Here is a 13,788-nt window from a genome sequence, read left to right on the forward strand (position 1 = left end):
CATGCACCAGAAAATACGCTTCAAGATGTCACCATTCTGCTGGTCGTGGATGATCGCACCATCAAGGTGTACATGCTGAGTGAAGTTGATATGCACTCTTATCTCACCCTGGCCTACAGCCAGACGTTTTGAAGGAGCGAGTGATGGCAACCCCGACTCTTCTTGCCGGTCCGCGTGATGATGGTGTGGACACGTGGCTGGCCGACGCCTCCGTCATGGACAGCTACACCCAGGCCGGCCAGACTCTTGCGTCGATGCAGCTTCCTTTGCTGGTCAGTTCCGCAGATCCGCACAGCCGTCTGTATATGGCGTTCTTTGATGGGACAGGCAATGACATGAACCATGTTCCCTCTGGCGAGAAAATCACCAATGTGGCAGAACATTATAAAGAGATAAATAAACAATTCAAAGATGATAAGAATGCGAAAATAAATGCTGGCTACGAACCCGGTGTAGGAACCCAGGGAGGGTTGATTGGAGTCATGGACGGCATCCGTGGGCACAGCTATGTATCCCATCTGGAGAGCATGTATCTGAAGTTCATTACTCAGGCTGCAGAATGGAAGCAGGCCGATCCTGATGCGCATATCGACATTGCGGCGGTGGGATTCAGCCGTGGCGCAGTGGAAGCGGCCTTGTTTGCACGGCTGGTGGAAAAACGCGGTATCCAGAATCCAGAGGGAAAAGTTATTCATAGAAATACAGATGGAAGTATCCAAAGCCTGGAATTTACCAAGCCGCCTCTGGTGGAGCCCGGACAGGTCAAGATGGCTGTGGGTTTGTACGATCCCGTCAATACAGGGGTTCTGGAACGACAGAATGCCCATGTACCTGAATCGGTTGTGGCAGGTCTGCAGCTCACGGCGGCGGATGAGAGGCGAGACCTTTTCCAATCAGCAGACATTCTGCCTCCCGGCCTTTCCAAGGATGGACGCTTTCTGAACGCCACAGTGGGCGGTGCGCATAGTGATGTGGGTGGCTCTTATATCCGTGATGGATTGTCCGTGCGCAGCGAGAATGTCATGACGGACTTTCTCAACAAGCTTTCGGACAAGCCACTGCTGCAGCATCGCGAAGTGCCGCGGCAGCAGGATATGAACCTGATACACCGATCGGATCAGCATCAGGTTTTTTACCGAACGTACAAATTCGATGCAGCAGGACATCGCATTCATGTTCATGTGGATGGTGCGAGTCATCCTGCATCTTCCTCTGTGCACGTTGACGATCTGAAGTATTTCCCAGGAAATTCCTCCACTACGCAGACTCCCCAACGTTCGGAGAGTCCACCGAACGCTTCCAAACAGATATCCCAGGGGGAGCAAGAGGGTACTGTTCATCACTTGCCGGAAACGGCTCTGCTCGCCCGGAATGCCCGGATGGCGGATCTGCTCGGGCAGGTCAAGGAAGCACTTCCTTCTCTGGGAGAAATCGAACAGCATCGTGTGGCAGCGGCTGCCGGTGTGGAAGTCCAGAAAATGGGCTTGAATCTCGATGCCCTGAATGTGGCCTATGGTGAATTCAAGGGGGCTCCCATGCTCATGGTGGATGATGTCCACAAGCAGGCTGTCAATGCACACACCAGCTTTGCCACCGTCCACATAGACAAGGCTGTGCAAATTCCTGTGCAGGACAGTCTGGCTCAGATGCAGGACGCGCACATGGCGCAGCAGGCACAGGCTCAAGAACAGGTCCACAGCCGCGTAGCCGCAGGACCTGTCATTGCTGTGTGATTTTTTTACTTATTCCATTGTTTTATGAAGCTCTCTGTGAAAGCGGCAATGCTGTTTGTGGCATTGCCAATAGCATTTTTCGGTGGGTGCTGGATTTCCGGCAAGCTGCTCTTCATCTGGTTTGGTTTTGACAATCGCCAACCCGGACTTTTCACCTGGCTGCAGTACTTTCACTTTGTGAACGATCCGCGCTATGCCGCATATGCCACCAGGATCAAGGCGACGGGCGTGGCGGGGTTGGGGCTGTCTCTGCTGCTGTGGCTGGGCATGGTGCTCTGGATGTTCCGATCTCCGCGCCGCTCCACGCATGGTGATGCACGCTTTGCAGACAGCAGTGATCTGGCCAAGGCCGGATTGACCAGTGACGATCCCACCGGAGTGCTGATTGGCCGTCTGGGACGCACCTATCTGAGAGACAAGGGCCAGCGCTTCATCGTGCTTGCGGCTCCCACGCGATCAGGCAAGGGGGTGGGGGTGGTCGTTCCGGTGCTGCTCGACTATCGGCAGAATGTGGTGGTGCTCGACATCAAGCAGGAAAACTACGATCTCACCAGCGGCTACCGCAGAAGCCTTGGACAGGAAGTGTTCATGTTCAGCCCGTTTGCAGCAAACGGAGCCACCCACCGCTGGAACCCGCTGCGGTATGTCTCCGAGCATCCGGGGCAGCGTGTCGGAGACCTCCGTGCCATTGCGCAGATGCTGTATCCGGATGGCGATGGCACCGGCAATCAGCAGTTCTTCACCGATCATGCGCGCAACGTGTTTCTGGCTCTGTGCCTGTATCTGTTCGAAACGTATACCTTTGGTCAGTGTTTCAAACGCGTCGTCACTTATCCTACATTCGGTTTACTCTATCGGGTCGCTGCGGGCGAAGGAGCAGACCTCAAGCAGTATCTTTCCGCACTTGCGGCGAGAGACTATCTGTCGGAGTCCTGCAGGACTGCCTTTGCGGGCTTCCTGTCGCAGGCACAGGAGACTTTCTCCAGCATCATGGGCACCTTCAATGCGCCGCTCACGGCCTGGGCCGATCCCCTGCTTGATGCCGCCACCAGTGCCGACGATTTCGACCTGCGCGAGGTGCGGCGCAGGCCCATGAGCATTTACCTCTGCGTGTCGCCCAACAAGCTCAGCCAGGCGGCGCTCGTGTTCAATCTGTTCTTCTCTCAACTCATCAACGAGAACACCAAGGCCCTGCCGAGCCAGGACAGCACGCTGACACGCCAATGCCTGCTGCTGATGGATGAGTTCACCAGCATCGGTGCAGTGGACATCATTGCGCACGCGGTGAGCTACATGGCTGGCTACAACCTGCGCCTGCTGCCCATCATCCAGAGCATGGCCCAGCTCGATGCCACCTATGGCAAGGAGCGTGCCCGCACGATCATCACCAACCATGCCACACAGATCGTTTATGCGCCGCGCGAACAGCAGGATGCCAACGACTATTCGGAAATGCTGGGGTACACCACGGTCAGGCGGCGCCAGTACACGCAGGGCAAGGACCGCAGCTATACCGAGGTGGAGGACAAGCGTGCGCTGATGCTGCCGCAGGAACTCAAGGCCATGGGCAGCGACCGGGAAATCCTGATCATCGAAGGCATGGCACACCCTGCACTCGTGGACAAGATCTGCTATTACCAGGAAGACCTGTTCACCCAGCGCCTGCTGCCCAAGGTGCAGGTTCCGATTCTTGTTCGGGAGCTGTAAAACAAATCGCCGCGCTTCAGTCGATATAAAGGAAGTTGCTGGCGCAAGCAATGGGTATCGATCACTTGCTGTTTGATGAGGTTTTGGGAAAAGGTCCTGAAAAATCCAGAAGCGGGCGGCGTTCTGGCAAGCAAACCGTGAGTCGGCAGGTTCGGTACCGCCAGAGGAAGCGGTCAGGCGCCCAGCAGCGAGAGTCCGCACACGCGCAGCACCTGCCCCTGCACGGTGGTGGCTTCCGGATGGGAGATGAAGGCGATGGCTTCGGCCACATCGGCTGGAAGACCTCCCTGGCTGAGCGCATTGAGTCGGCGTGCGGCTTCGCGTGCCATCCAGGGCATATGGGCTGTCATGGGAGTTTCGATGAATCCCGGGGCGATGGCATTGATGCGTCGGCCGCTGGATTGCCAGATGCGCGCCCGCTGCTGCACATGGCCGATGAGGCCTGCCTTGGTGGCGGCGTAGTTGGTCTGTCCGGCATTGCCGGCCAGACCGCTGATCGAAGAGAGGCAGACTTCCCGAGCGCCGGGTTTCCACAGGGTCGCCGCGTCGAGCGCTGCATCGATGGCCAGAATCGCCTGCAGGTTGACTGTCATTACCGCGTGCCAGTCGTCGGCACGCATGCGGGCGAAGGTGCGGTCGCGCGTGATGCCGGCGTTGTGCACCATGAGGTCGATTCCCCCGTGGCCAGCCAGGGCGGCGGCCAGGATATCGGGGGCATCGGGCTGGATGATGTCGAGCGGCATGGCAAGTCCCCGTACTTCATGGGCGAGGGTATCGAGCACCGGGGCGGCTTCGGGGCGATCCACACAGGCCACACGCGCTCCCTCGGCGGCCAGCCGTCGTACCGTGGCAGCACCGATGCCTCCCGCAGCGCCGGTGACGACTGCCAGGGTGTCGTTCCAGGGGGAGGCCGCTGGGCCAAAGGGATGGTCCGCCTCGTCCTGCAGCACAACCACCTGACCGGACACATAGGCACTGCGGTCCGTACCCAGGAAACGGAGCATGGGAGCCCACTGCTCCGGGGCATCGTACAGAGGCCCCTGGGGCAGGCACACCATGTTGGCAGTGGCGCCCCGGCGCCCCAGCTCCCTGGCGAGCGAGCGCATGAATCCTTCCAGCGCACGGCGGCAGAGCAGGGCCTCTGGCAAGGCTGCACGGCAGCTTTCCTCGGCTGCAGGCGCCAGGAACAGCATGCGCCCTCCCGGAGCCATCTGGCGCACGGCGTCGCTCAGTGCGTCATGCAGTTCGTCGAGCAGTGCGGTGCGGATCAGCGCGCGTGCATCGACGATGCAGGTCTGCAGCCGGGGAGACGGCTGCGCATCGGGAGCAGGCACACCGAGTCGCCCGGACTCTGGCCACAGCTGGGCACCCTGGTGCCGCAGCCAGTCTGCCAGCCCTCCGGAGTCTGGCGCCCCGGAGGGAACGCGCACCCGCTGTACATGCCGGCCCTCGAATTCCCGTGGCCCGTAAGCCGAGGTGCAGCGTGGCAGCACGCGGGGCTGGGGCAACCCCAGCCTGCGCACCAGCGGAGCGGTCCAGCGGCCATTGGCCCAGCGCAGCAGATGGTCTTGAGGCATGAAGTTCCTTGAAATCCGCAGAGGGGAACGCGTGGCAGATGAGGGGATTCAGTCTGGCAGCCGCAGGGTAAGGAGCATCACGGTATCTGTCACTGCAGTCAGCGCATGCGGCTCATGGGCTTGGAGATGTACCCAGTCACCCTCCTTGAGGGAGACTGTCCTCTCTGGCGTGGCAAGGGCGCATAGACCCTTGAGACACTGCAAGGTCAGTTCGCCTTCCACCTGATGTTCGGGCAGATTCTTGCCGGCATGAAGTACGATCCGCACGATTTCAAGCTGCCGGCTTTTCATCAAGGCCTGTGTGGTTGCATGCATGACATCCGAGCATAAGCCCGGCAATGACACCACTTCACCCGAGCCCACATGAGGCGTTGCCATGGAGGACCTCCCCCTTCAGAACGGCGGCATGCGCAGGCCTTCTGCCTGCAGCGCTTCCTGCACGGCTGGCCGGGCCATGACGCGCTGGCGCAGGGCCAGGATGCGGGGCATGCCGGAGATGTCGATGCGTGTGAGGCGGCACCAGTTGGACGCCACAAAGAAGTAGATGTCCGCCACCGAGTAGGTGTCTCCCATCAGGTACTCCTTGCCTTCGAGCTGGGACTCGACCCATTTCAGCCGCTCGATCAGCAGTGCGGTCGATTCCGTCTTGGCCTTTTCGCCCATGTCGTGGAAAAGGGGGCCGAAGTTCTTGTGCAGCTCGGTGGCAATGAAGTTGAGCCATGCCTGCAGCCGGTAGCGGGCAAGGGTGCCGTTGGCCGGAGCAAGGTGCTTTTCCGGGGCCTGGTCTGCGATGTACTGCACCAGGGCAGGGCCTTCGGTCATGCGGGTGCCGTCGTCAAGCTCCAGCACAGGCACATAGCCGAGCGCATTGATGGTGTGAAAATCGGTGCCATCCGGCAGCTTGTGGGTGCTGGTGGAGGCCAGCACGGTCTCGTAGGGCACGCCGGCTTCCTGCAGGGCGATATGGGGGGACAGGGAACAGGCGCCGGGCGAGTAGTAGAGCTTCATGCAGAATCCTTTCGGGGAAATGCGAACGGAAAAACGGGTGCCACACACCGCAGGCGACTCTGGTGGGCCACATGCCGGCACGCGGCGTCCGGGGCTATGGCGAGCTATCGTACACCGATCGTGTGGCCCTTCCGGACCGAGGGGAAACCGGCCATGAGACCTCCCCCCGGCCGCACTGGCTGCACCGGCATTCGCGTCTTTTTGCGGTATGGTTTGCGCCATGGTGCTCAATCTGGTCTGGCTTGGATTCTTTGTGGTGTCGTTCCTGATCGCGCTGGTGCAGCTGGCACAGGGGCAGGTCGATGTGTTCGCGCGCCTGCTTTCGGCGCTGTTCGATGCCGCCCGCACCGGCTTCGACATCTCCCTGGGGCTCACGGGCATCATGGCGCTGTGGCTGGGCATTCTGCGCATCGGTGAAAAGGCAGGCCTGATTGCTCTGCTCGCGCGCATGGTCAACCCCATGTTTCGTCATCTGTTCCCGGGTGTGCCTTCGGGGCATGCCGCCCAGGGGGCCATGACCATGAACCTGTCGGCCAACCTGCTGGGGCTCGACAATGCGGCCACTCCCCTAGGCCTCAAGGCCATGCAGGAGCTGCAGCATCTCAATCCCCGACCCGACACGGCCACCAATGCGCAGATCCTGTTCATCGTGCTCAACACGGCCGGACTGACGCTGATCCCCACCTCTGTCATCGCCATCCGCCAGACCCTGGCTCTCAAGCAGGGGCTCGTGGGGTTCAATGCGGCCGACATCTTCCTGCCGACTCTGGTGGCCACTTCCGTTTCGCTGCTGGCAGCGCTGCTCATGGTGGCTGCTGTGCAGCGTCTGCCGCTGTGGCGCCTGGCCGTATGGCTGCCCATAGTTCTTTTCGGTGCGGGGCTGGGGGCGCTGACATGGTGGCTCGCACAGTGGCCTGCGGCCCAGGCGTCGCGCTTCGTTGGCGCACTGGGGGCAGGCATCATCTTCGGCCTGGTGGTGCTGTTTCTGGTGGCGGGAGCGGTACGCCGGGTGCCGGTGTACGACACCTTCGTCGAAGGCGCGCGAGAAGGTTTCCAGGTAGCGGTGCAGATCATCCCCTACCTGGTGGCCATGCTGGGCGCCGTGTCCGTGTTCCGGGCCAGCGGGGCACTCGACTGGATCATGCAGGGCATCGGGGCTGGAGTGGCGGCTCTGGGGCTGCCGGTCGATTTTCTGCCGGCACTGCCGGTGGGGCTGATGAAGGTGCTTTCGGGTTCCGGAGCCCGGGGGCTGATGGTGGACGTGATGCAGACCTATGGAGTGGGCTCGTTTCCGGCCCAGGTGGCGGCCATCATTCAGGGATCGACCGAAACGACTTTCTACGTACTGGCCGTGTACTTTGGCAGCGTGGGAGTGCGCAACACCCGCCATGCGCTGGCCTGTGCCCTGTTTGCCGATGCCGTGGGCATCGTGGCGGCGGTATGTGTGGGCTATGCCTTCTTTCACCGCGCCTGAGGAGGTGGCAGGGGGCGCAGTGCCGAGACCTGTCCCGGGCGGGGAACATCATGGGCATGAGGGCAGCAGGCCTTGATACTGTGTCTGCAGCCTCGCCCCAGACATGAAAAAACCGCCCGGAGGCGGTTTCTTGGGAGTGCTGGCAGCGCACCCAGACAAACGGCGGTGTGGGCCAGCCACACCGTGCGGGTTGCCTGAAGAGGATCAGGCAGCGGCCAGAGCCTTGACCTGTGCGGACAGGCGGCTCTTGTCGCGGGAAGCCTTGTTCTTGTGGAAGATGCCCTTGTCGGCGACGGTGTCGACCACGGACTGCATCTTGGCGAACAGTTCCTTGGCCTTGTCCTTGTCGCCGGCTGCAACGGCCTTCTCGACGTTCTTCACTGCAGTGCGGTACTTGGAGCGCAGGGACGTGTTGGCGGTGTTGAGCTTGACGTTCTGACGAGCGCGCTTGCGGCCAGAGGCAAGACGCGGGTTCTTTTTCTTGGGTTTTCCGGAAGCCATATCAATAATTCCTTGTGTTGATGGATGTTGCCAGCAAAGCCGAGCATTATAGCCTGATGGCTCTGCCGCCCGCAAATGCGCGTGCCGGATACAGTGGCGGGGCTGGCAAGAGGATGTGACGCCTGCTTGCATCTGAGGCCGCAGCAGGGCCATGGCGCGGGGTGGCTGCGCGCTACACTTGCATCCATTTTCACGCGCCGGTGCATTCCGGCCCCGGCTGCAGGGCTGGGGGCCTGGAGGCACTGGCCTTCTGCCGTGCCGTTGTGAGTCTTTTCAAATCCGCCTCCCTCGTTTCCCTGTTGACGCTGGCATCCCGCATCGCGGGTCTGGTGCGTGAGCTGCTGATTGCTTCGGCCTTCGGGGCGAGCATGTACACCGATGCGTTCAACGTGGCGTTTCGCATCCCCAACCTGTTTCGGCGCCTTTTTGCCGAAGGGGCCTTCAGCCAGGCCTTCGTGCCGGTGCTGGCCGCTTCCCGCGAGCAGGAGGGCGACGCGGCCACCCATCGCATGATCGACCATGTGAGCACGGTCCTGTTCTGGGTGCTGCTGGTTTTCTGCATCCTGGGGGTGCTCGGGGCGCCGGTGCTGGTCTGGGCCATGGCCAGCGGACTGGAGCAGCGCCCAGAAGGGTTCCACGCCGCAGTGGTCATGACGCGCTGGATCTTTCCCTATATCGGCTTCATGTCGCTCGTGGCTCTCGCGGCCGGGGTGCTCAACACCTGGAAGCACTATGCCGTGCCGGCGGCCACGCCCGTACTGCTCAATGTGGCCATGATTGCCTCGGCCTGGTGGGGGGCGCCGTGGTTTGCGCGCATGGGCATCCATCCGGTGTATGCGCTGTGCATGGGGGTTATGGTCGGCGGGGTGCTGCAGCTGGTGACGCAGCTCGTGGCACTCAAGCGACTCGGAATGTTTCCCCGCATCGGGGCCAGTGTGGCGAGCCTGCGGGTGTCGCTGGCCGATCCGCACACCCGACGCATTGGCAGGCTCATGCTGCCTGCCATCCTGGGGGTGAGCGTGGCGCAGATTTCCCTGCTCATCAACACACAGATTGCCTCCCATCTTGCACCGGGCAGCGTGAGCTGGCTCAGCTATGCGGATCGCCTGATGGAGTTCCCCACGGCGCTGCTGGGGGTAGCGCTGGGCGTGGTGCTGATGCCGCAGCTGGCCCGTGCCAAGGCCTCCAACGATGCGGCCGCCTATTCCTCTATGCTCGATTGGGGGCTGCGACTCGTGGTGCTGCTGTCGGTGCCCTGTGCGGCGGCGCTGCTGGCGTTCTCGATGCCGCTCGTGAGCGTGCTCTACCACTACGGGGCCTTCAAGGTGTCCGACGTGCAGCAGACCACGCTGGCCCTGATGGGCTATGGCTCCGGGCTGGTGGGGCTTGTGGCCATCAAGGTGCTGGCCCCTGCCTACTATGCACGGCAGGACATCAAGACGCCCGTGAAGATCGCCATAGGGGTGCTCGTGGCGACACAGCTCATGAATCTCGTGTTCGTGCCGCGCCTGCAGGTGGGGGGGCTGTCCCTGTCGATCGGTCTGGCGGCCATGGGCAATGCCGGTATGCTGCTGGCGGGGTTGCTGCGCCGCGGTAGCTATCAGCCTGCACGCGGGTGGCTGCGCTTTGCCCTGCAGGTGCTGGCGGCTACGCTGCTGATGCTGGCGTTCCTGCTGTGGGCCGATGAGCAGCTCGCTTGGCTCGCAGGCATGAATCGCCTGCACCGCATCGTGCAGTTCACATGGGTGATCGCGGTGGCGGCCGTGCTCTATTTCGGCGCGCTGGCGGTTGGAGGGTTCAGGGTCCGTACGCTGTTGCGGCGCTGACAGGCAGTGCCGTGCTGCAGCCGAATGAAGAAGGTTGCAGCATCACCAGGCGCACGGGCCACGCATGCCCCCGCATGAGAGGGGCATGAGCAGGCATCTCACCCCTCTTCCGTGGGGAACAGGGCACAGGATGGCAGCAGGGCACTTTTCCATAAAAAAAGCCGTGCTTCTCATGGAGCACGGCTTTTTGCCTTGCAGGGAGTAGACGCTGGTGCGCGCGAGGCGCACCGGGAACATCAGGCTACCGTCACCTGCGGTGCATCGTCGGTGCGAGCGGTGATTTCGCCGATGGCGTAGACCGTTTCCCCCTGTTCGCGCAGCGCATCCGCCACGGCGCTGGCCTGGGTTGCATCGACCACCACGACCATGCCGATGCCGTTGTTGAAGGTGCGGTTCATTTCGATGTCGTCAATGCCGGCCGTGCCCTGCAGCCAGGCGAACAGTTCGGTGCGGGGCCAGGAGCCTTGCTGCAGTGCGGCGCCGGTACCTGCCGGCAGGACGCGCGGAATGTTTTCGAGCAGGCCGCCGCCGGTGATGTGGGCCAGAGCCTTGATCGCAGGGGCATGGTCCTGACCGTTGAAGCGTGCGAGTGCCGCCAGCACGCTCTTCACGTACAGGCGGGTGGGGCGCATGATGGCGTCCCGGAAAGGCATGCCGTCGAGCGTGGCAGGCAGACTGGAACCGGCGCGCTCGATGCATTTGCGCACCAGGCTGAAGCCATTGCTGTGCACACCGTGGCTGGCGAGACCCAGCACGACGTCACCGGGGCGCACGTCGCGACCGGTGAGGATGCGGCTCTTTTCGACTGCACCGACGGCGAAGCCGGCAAGGTCGTATTCGCCGTCGGGATACATGCCGGGCATTTCGGCCGTCTCTCCGCCGATGAGGGCACATCCGCTTTCTTCGCAGCCGCGGGCGATGCCGCCCACCACGGCAGCCGCGGTGTCCACGTCAAGGTGGCCGCAGGCAAAGTAGTCCAGGAAGAAGAGAGGCTCGGCACCCTGCACCAGCACGTCGTTCACGCTCATGGCCACAAGGTCGATGCCGACGCTGTCGTGCATGTTCCACTCGAAGGCCAGACGCAGCTTGGTGCCCACACCGTCCGTGCCGGAAACCAGCACGGGCTCGCTGTACCGCTTGGGGATCTCGAAGAGTGCGCCAAAGCCGCCGATGCCGGCCAGCACCCCCTCGCGCATGGTCTTCTTGGCCAGGGGCTTGATGCGTTCGACGAGAGCGTCGCCTGCGTCGATGTCAACGCCGGCGTCTTTGTAGGAAATGGGGGTCTGCATGGGAGTGAAAGGGGAAAGGCGCGATGGAGGTTGCACTGTACGAAAAATGTTGCAACTGGGCCGAGGCGCCGGCCCCGTCTTTATTGGACAATTCCCGTATTGTAAATAGCTTCAACCGGCTCTCCCATGGAATTTACCGACTACCAGAAGCGCGTGGCTGCATGGCTGGTCATTGCCTGCGTGTTCGTCCTCATGCTCTGGCTGCTGGGGGCTGTCCTCACGCCCTTCATCGTGGGGGCGGTCCTGGCGTATGCGCTCAATCCAGCCGTGACCCATTTCGAGGCGGCCTGCCGGGGAAGGATGCCGCGCTGGGCGGCAGTCATGCTGGTGATGACGGTCTTTCTGCTGGCCGTCACGGGCTTGGTCATGCTCATCGTGCCGGTCATTCTCAAGGAGGCGCCCATCATGCGGCAGCAGCTCCCGATGCTGGTGGACCGCGGCGGGGCCTGGACGCAGCAGATGCTCAACCGGTTTGGCGTGCCCTTCCAGTTCAACTTCAGCTCCCTCAGGGATCTCATGCTGCGGGCCATGAGCAACGGGGACAGCTCCACCGTCGGCAGTTCGGTGTGGTCCTCCCTCAAGATCGGCGGCAGTGCGGCCCTGTCGGTGCTGGGCAACGTGATGCTCATTCCGATGGTGCTGTTCTATCTCCTGATGGACTGGAAGCGTTTTGTCTTCTTCATGTTCAAGCTCGTTCCCCGCAAGATGCGCGGGGCCGTGGAGCATTTTGCCGAGGATGCCGATGCCGTGCTGGGGCAGTATCTGCGGGGGCAGCTCATCGTCATGCTGGTGCTGGCCCTGTACTACAGCGTGGGGCTGTCGCTGTTCGGGCTCGATCTGGCCCTGCCAGTGGGCATCTTCACCGGGCTGGCTGTCTTTGTTCCCTACCTGGGCTATGGCACAGGGCTGCTGCTGGCCTCTCTGACGGGGCTGCTGCAGATGGGGTTTGCCTCCACGGCACTCATGGTGGCTGTGGTGTACGGTGTGGGGCAGGTGCTGGAGAGCTTCTATCTGACCCCTCGCCTGGTGGGGGAGCGCATCGGGCTGCATCCGCTTGTGGTGATCTTTGCGCTGATGGCCTTCGGGCAGCTCTTCGGGTTCGTGGGGGTGCTGGTGGCGCTGCCGTGCAGTGCCGTGCTGCTGGTGGCAGTGCGCCGCCTGCGCGAGCAGTATTTTCGCAGTGATCTCTACAATCACGACTGACCGGAGGAGGTGCTGCGACCGATCTTTGAGCAGTATGGCGAGTGGACAGACAGGGGAGGTGCGGGCAGACCCTCTAAAATAGCGGCCGTGCAAGCATCCATGAAACAGATTCCTCTCGACATCGGCCTCGTGCCGCGCCCCCGGCTCGATACCTGGGTAGCCGGTTCCAATGCGCAGGTCCTGGCCCATGTGCAGCAGCTCGTCACGCATCCCCTGGCCACGGCGGCACCCACCTACATCTGGGGCGATGAGGGGAGCGGCAAGACCCACCTGCTGCTCGGTGCACTGCAGGAGCTGCAGGAGCAGGGTCTGACGGCAGGCTGGCTCGATGCGGACACCATCTGCAGCGGCTATGTGCGCGAATTCGATCCGCGGTGGAGTGCCGTCTTCATGGATGACGTGGATCTCTACAACGACGAACAGCAGCACACGGCCTTCAACTGGTTCATCAACGCCATGGCGCCACTGCAGGGCGAGCCGCGCTGGGTGCTGGCCGCTGGCAGCCTGCCCGTGACCGATCTGCCCCTGCGCGAGGATCTTCGCACCCGTCTGGGCTGGGGGCAGGTCTACGCCCTGCAACCCCTGGGCGACGACGATGTGCGCGCCGCGCTGCGCAGGGCCGCTGCCGAACGCGGCATCGTGCTCAGTGACGAGGTGCTGCACTTCATGCTCAAGCGTTTCTCGCGCGACCTGGGCAGCCTCAACGAGCTGTTGGGCATGCTCGACGGCTACTCGCTCGAAACGCGCCGCAACATCACCATTCCCCTGCTCAAGCAAATGCTGCACGAAACATGAACATTGCCCTGTTTGACCTCGACCATACCCTGCTGCCGATCGACTCCGACTACACCTGGGCGCGCTTCACCAACGAGATCGGATGGACCGATCCCGAGGAATCTCTGCGCCAGAACGACATCTTCTATCAGCAGTACGTGGCCGGCACGCTCGACATGCGTGAATACGTGCGTTTCGTCACCCGGGCCGTGCGGGCCCACACCCTGCCGGAGGCCCAGGCGGCCCAGCAGCGCTATCTCGACGAGTTCATCCGTCCGCAGATCACCCGCCCGGCGCTCGACCTGCTGGCTGCGCACCGCCAGGCTGGCGACGCGCTCGTGATGATCACCGCCACCAACCGTTTCATTGCGGGCCCGATCGGCGAGGCCCTTGGGTTTGCCGATGACCACATCATCGCCACCGAGCTGCAGCGGGACACGCGCGGCCACATTACTGGCGAGATCGACGGGGAACCCAATCTCCGAGAGGGAAAGGTGCACAATTTCGGTCTCTGGCTTGCGCGCCGCAATCTGGCTTCGGAACAGGTAAGGGTGACCTTCTATTCCGATTCGATGAACGATCTCCCGCTGCTCGAACGGGCGGCCGTGCCGGTGGCCACCAACCCCGACGACCGCCTGCGTGTCCATGCCACCCGCGAGGGCTGGCGCATTCTGGATCTCTTTCCCACCCACTGAC

12 protein-coding genes are annotated in these 13,788 nt (G+C 62.3%); 7 read left to right on the forward strand and 5 right to left on the reverse strand.

Features of this window, described 5'->3' with window-relative positions:
* Positions 1-143: 143 nt before the first annotated feature.
* The gene (locus ACP2WS_RS00005) at positions 144-1,733 is read left to right on the forward strand and encodes a phospholipase effector Tle1 domain-containing protein (RefSeq protein ID WP_426458902.1); all 1,590 of its coding nucleotides are present in this window, start codon (positions 144-146) and stop codon (positions 1,731-1,733) included.
* Between the two features lie 24 nt (positions 1,734-1,757).
* Positions 1,758-3,440: a type IV secretory system conjugative DNA transfer family protein gene (locus ACP2WS_RS00010; protein ID WP_426458903.1), complete on the forward strand. Its 1,683-nt coding sequence runs from the start codon at positions 1,758-1,760 to the stop codon at positions 3,438-3,440.
* 173 nt (positions 3,441-3,613) lie between these two features.
* Here ACP2WS_RS00010 and ACP2WS_RS00015 read toward each other — a convergent pair whose 3' ends face one another.
* The 3 genes from ACP2WS_RS00015 to gstA are packed head-to-tail and all read right to left on the reverse strand — an operon-like array spanning position 3,614 to position 6,025.
* A complete protein-coding gene (locus ACP2WS_RS00015) occupies positions 3,614-5,017 on the reverse strand; it encodes a 3-oxoacyl-ACP reductase (RefSeq protein WP_426458904.1) in 1,404 nt (467 codons plus the stop codon).
* A 48-nt stretch (positions 5,018-5,065) separates the two neighbouring features.
* A complete protein-coding gene (locus ACP2WS_RS00020) occupies positions 5,066-5,395 on the reverse strand; it encodes a cupin domain-containing protein (RefSeq protein ID WP_426458905.1) in 330 nt (109 codons plus the stop codon).
* Positions 5,396-5,410: 15 nt separating this feature from the next.
* Positions 5,411-6,025: a glutathione transferase GstA gene (gstA, locus tag ACP2WS_RS00025; protein WP_374493608.1), complete on the reverse strand. Its 615-nt coding sequence runs from the start codon at positions 6,023-6,025 to the stop codon at positions 5,411-5,413.
* A 220-nt stretch (positions 6,026-6,245) separates the two neighbouring features.
* Between gstA and ACP2WS_RS00030 the strand changes: the two genes are divergently transcribed.
* Entirely contained in the window at positions 6,246-7,499 is a 1,254-nt protein-coding gene (locus ACP2WS_RS00030; RefSeq protein ID WP_374493610.1) for a nucleoside recognition domain-containing protein, read from the forward strand.
* Positions 7,500-7,703: 204 nt separating this feature from the next.
* On the opposite strand, the gene rpsT is transcribed toward ACP2WS_RS00030, so the two are convergent.
* A complete protein-coding gene (rpsT, locus tag ACP2WS_RS00035) occupies positions 7,704-8,000 on the reverse strand; it encodes a 30S ribosomal protein S20 (protein WP_374493612.1) in 297 nt (98 codons plus the stop codon).
* A gap of 263 nt (positions 8,001-8,263) precedes the next feature.
* On the opposite strand from rpsT, the gene murJ reads away from it, so the two are divergent.
* The gene (gene murJ, locus ACP2WS_RS00040) at positions 8,264-9,826 is read left to right on the forward strand and encodes a murein biosynthesis integral membrane protein MurJ (protein WP_374493614.1); all 1,563 of its coding nucleotides are present in this window, start codon (positions 8,264-8,266) and stop codon (positions 9,824-9,826) included.
* A gap of 236 nt (positions 9,827-10,062) precedes the next feature.
* Here the strand turns inward: murJ and purM are convergent, their stop codons facing one another.
* The gene (gene purM, locus ACP2WS_RS00045; protein ID WP_426458906.1) at positions 10,063-11,115 is read right to left on the reverse strand and encodes a phosphoribosylformylglycinamidine cyclo-ligase; all 1,053 of its coding nucleotides are present in this window, start codon (positions 11,113-11,115) and stop codon (positions 10,063-10,065) included.
* Positions 11,116-11,241: 126 nt separating this feature from the next.
* Between purM and ACP2WS_RS00050 the strand changes: the two genes are divergently transcribed.
* The 3 genes from ACP2WS_RS00050 (at position 11,242) to ACP2WS_RS00060 (ending at position 13,787) form a co-directional block, all read left to right on the forward strand.
* Positions 11,242-12,318 carry an AI-2E family transporter gene (locus ACP2WS_RS00050; protein ID WP_426458907.1) on the forward strand — a complete coding sequence of 359 codons (1,077 nt, stop codon included), beginning with the start codon at positions 11,242-11,244 and terminating at the stop codon, positions 12,316-12,318.
* 99 nt (positions 12,319-12,417) lie between these two features.
* Entirely contained in the window at positions 12,418-13,113 is a 696-nt protein-coding gene (gene hda / locus ACP2WS_RS00055) for a DnaA regulatory inactivator Hda (RefSeq protein WP_426458908.1), read from the forward strand.
* Positions 13,110-13,787 (forward strand): HAD family hydrolase, encoded by a 678-nt coding sequence (locus ACP2WS_RS00060; RefSeq protein ID WP_426458909.1) that lies wholly within the window; start codon positions 13,110-13,112, stop codon positions 13,785-13,787. The genes hda and ACP2WS_RS00060 overlap by 4 nt, the downstream gene beginning before the upstream one ends.
* Position 13,788 lies beyond the last annotated feature (1 nt).

The organism is Brachymonas moutaii (nom. illeg.), assembly GCF_049977365.1.
In the GTDB taxonomy this organism is placed as follows: Bacteria; Pseudomonadota; Gammaproteobacteria; order Burkholderiales; family Burkholderiaceae_C; genus Brachymonas.

Excerpts from the sequence above, each read along its gene's own strand:
- ACP2WS_RS00050 (WP_426458907.1), top strand. The coding sequence starts at position 11,242 with ATGGAATTTACCGACTACCAGAAGCGCGTGGCTGCATGGCTGGTCATT.
- ACP2WS_RS00010 (WP_426458903.1), top strand. The coding sequence starts at position 1,758 with ATGAAGCTCTCTGTGAAAGCGGCAATGCTGTTTGTGGCATTGCCAATA.
- ACP2WS_RS00020 (WP_426458905.1), bottom strand. The coding sequence starts at position 5,395 with ATGGCAACGCCTCATGTGGGCTCGGGTGAAGTGGTGTCATTGCCGGGC.
- ACP2WS_RS00005 (WP_426458902.1), top strand. The coding sequence starts at position 144 with ATGGCAACCCCGACTCTTCTTGCCGGTCCGCGTGATGATGGTGTGGAC.
- ACP2WS_RS00030 (WP_374493610.1), top strand. The coding sequence starts at position 6,246 with ATGGTGCTCAATCTGGTCTGGCTTGGATTCTTTGTGGTGTCGTTCCTG.
- hda (WP_426458908.1), top strand. The coding sequence starts at position 12,418 with ATGAAACAGATTCCTCTCGACATCGGCCTCGTGCCGCGCCCCCGGCTC.
- rpsT (WP_374493612.1), bottom strand. The coding sequence starts at position 8,000 with ATGGCTTCCGGAAAACCCAAGAAAAAGAACCCGCGTCTTGCCTCTGGC.
- ACP2WS_RS00015 (WP_426458904.1), bottom strand. The coding sequence starts at position 5,017 with ATGCCTCAAGACCATCTGCTGCGCTGGGCCAATGGCCGCTGGACCGCT.
- ACP2WS_RS00060 (WP_426458909.1), top strand. The coding sequence starts at position 13,110 with ATGAACATTGCCCTGTTTGACCTCGACCATACCCTGCTGCCGATCGAC.
- gstA (WP_374493608.1), bottom strand. The coding sequence starts at position 6,025 with ATGAAGCTCTACTACTCGCCCGGCGCCTGTTCCCTGTCCCCCCATATC.
- purM (WP_426458906.1), bottom strand. The coding sequence starts at position 11,115 with ATGCAGACCCCCATTTCCTACAAAGACGCCGGCGTTGACATCGACGCA.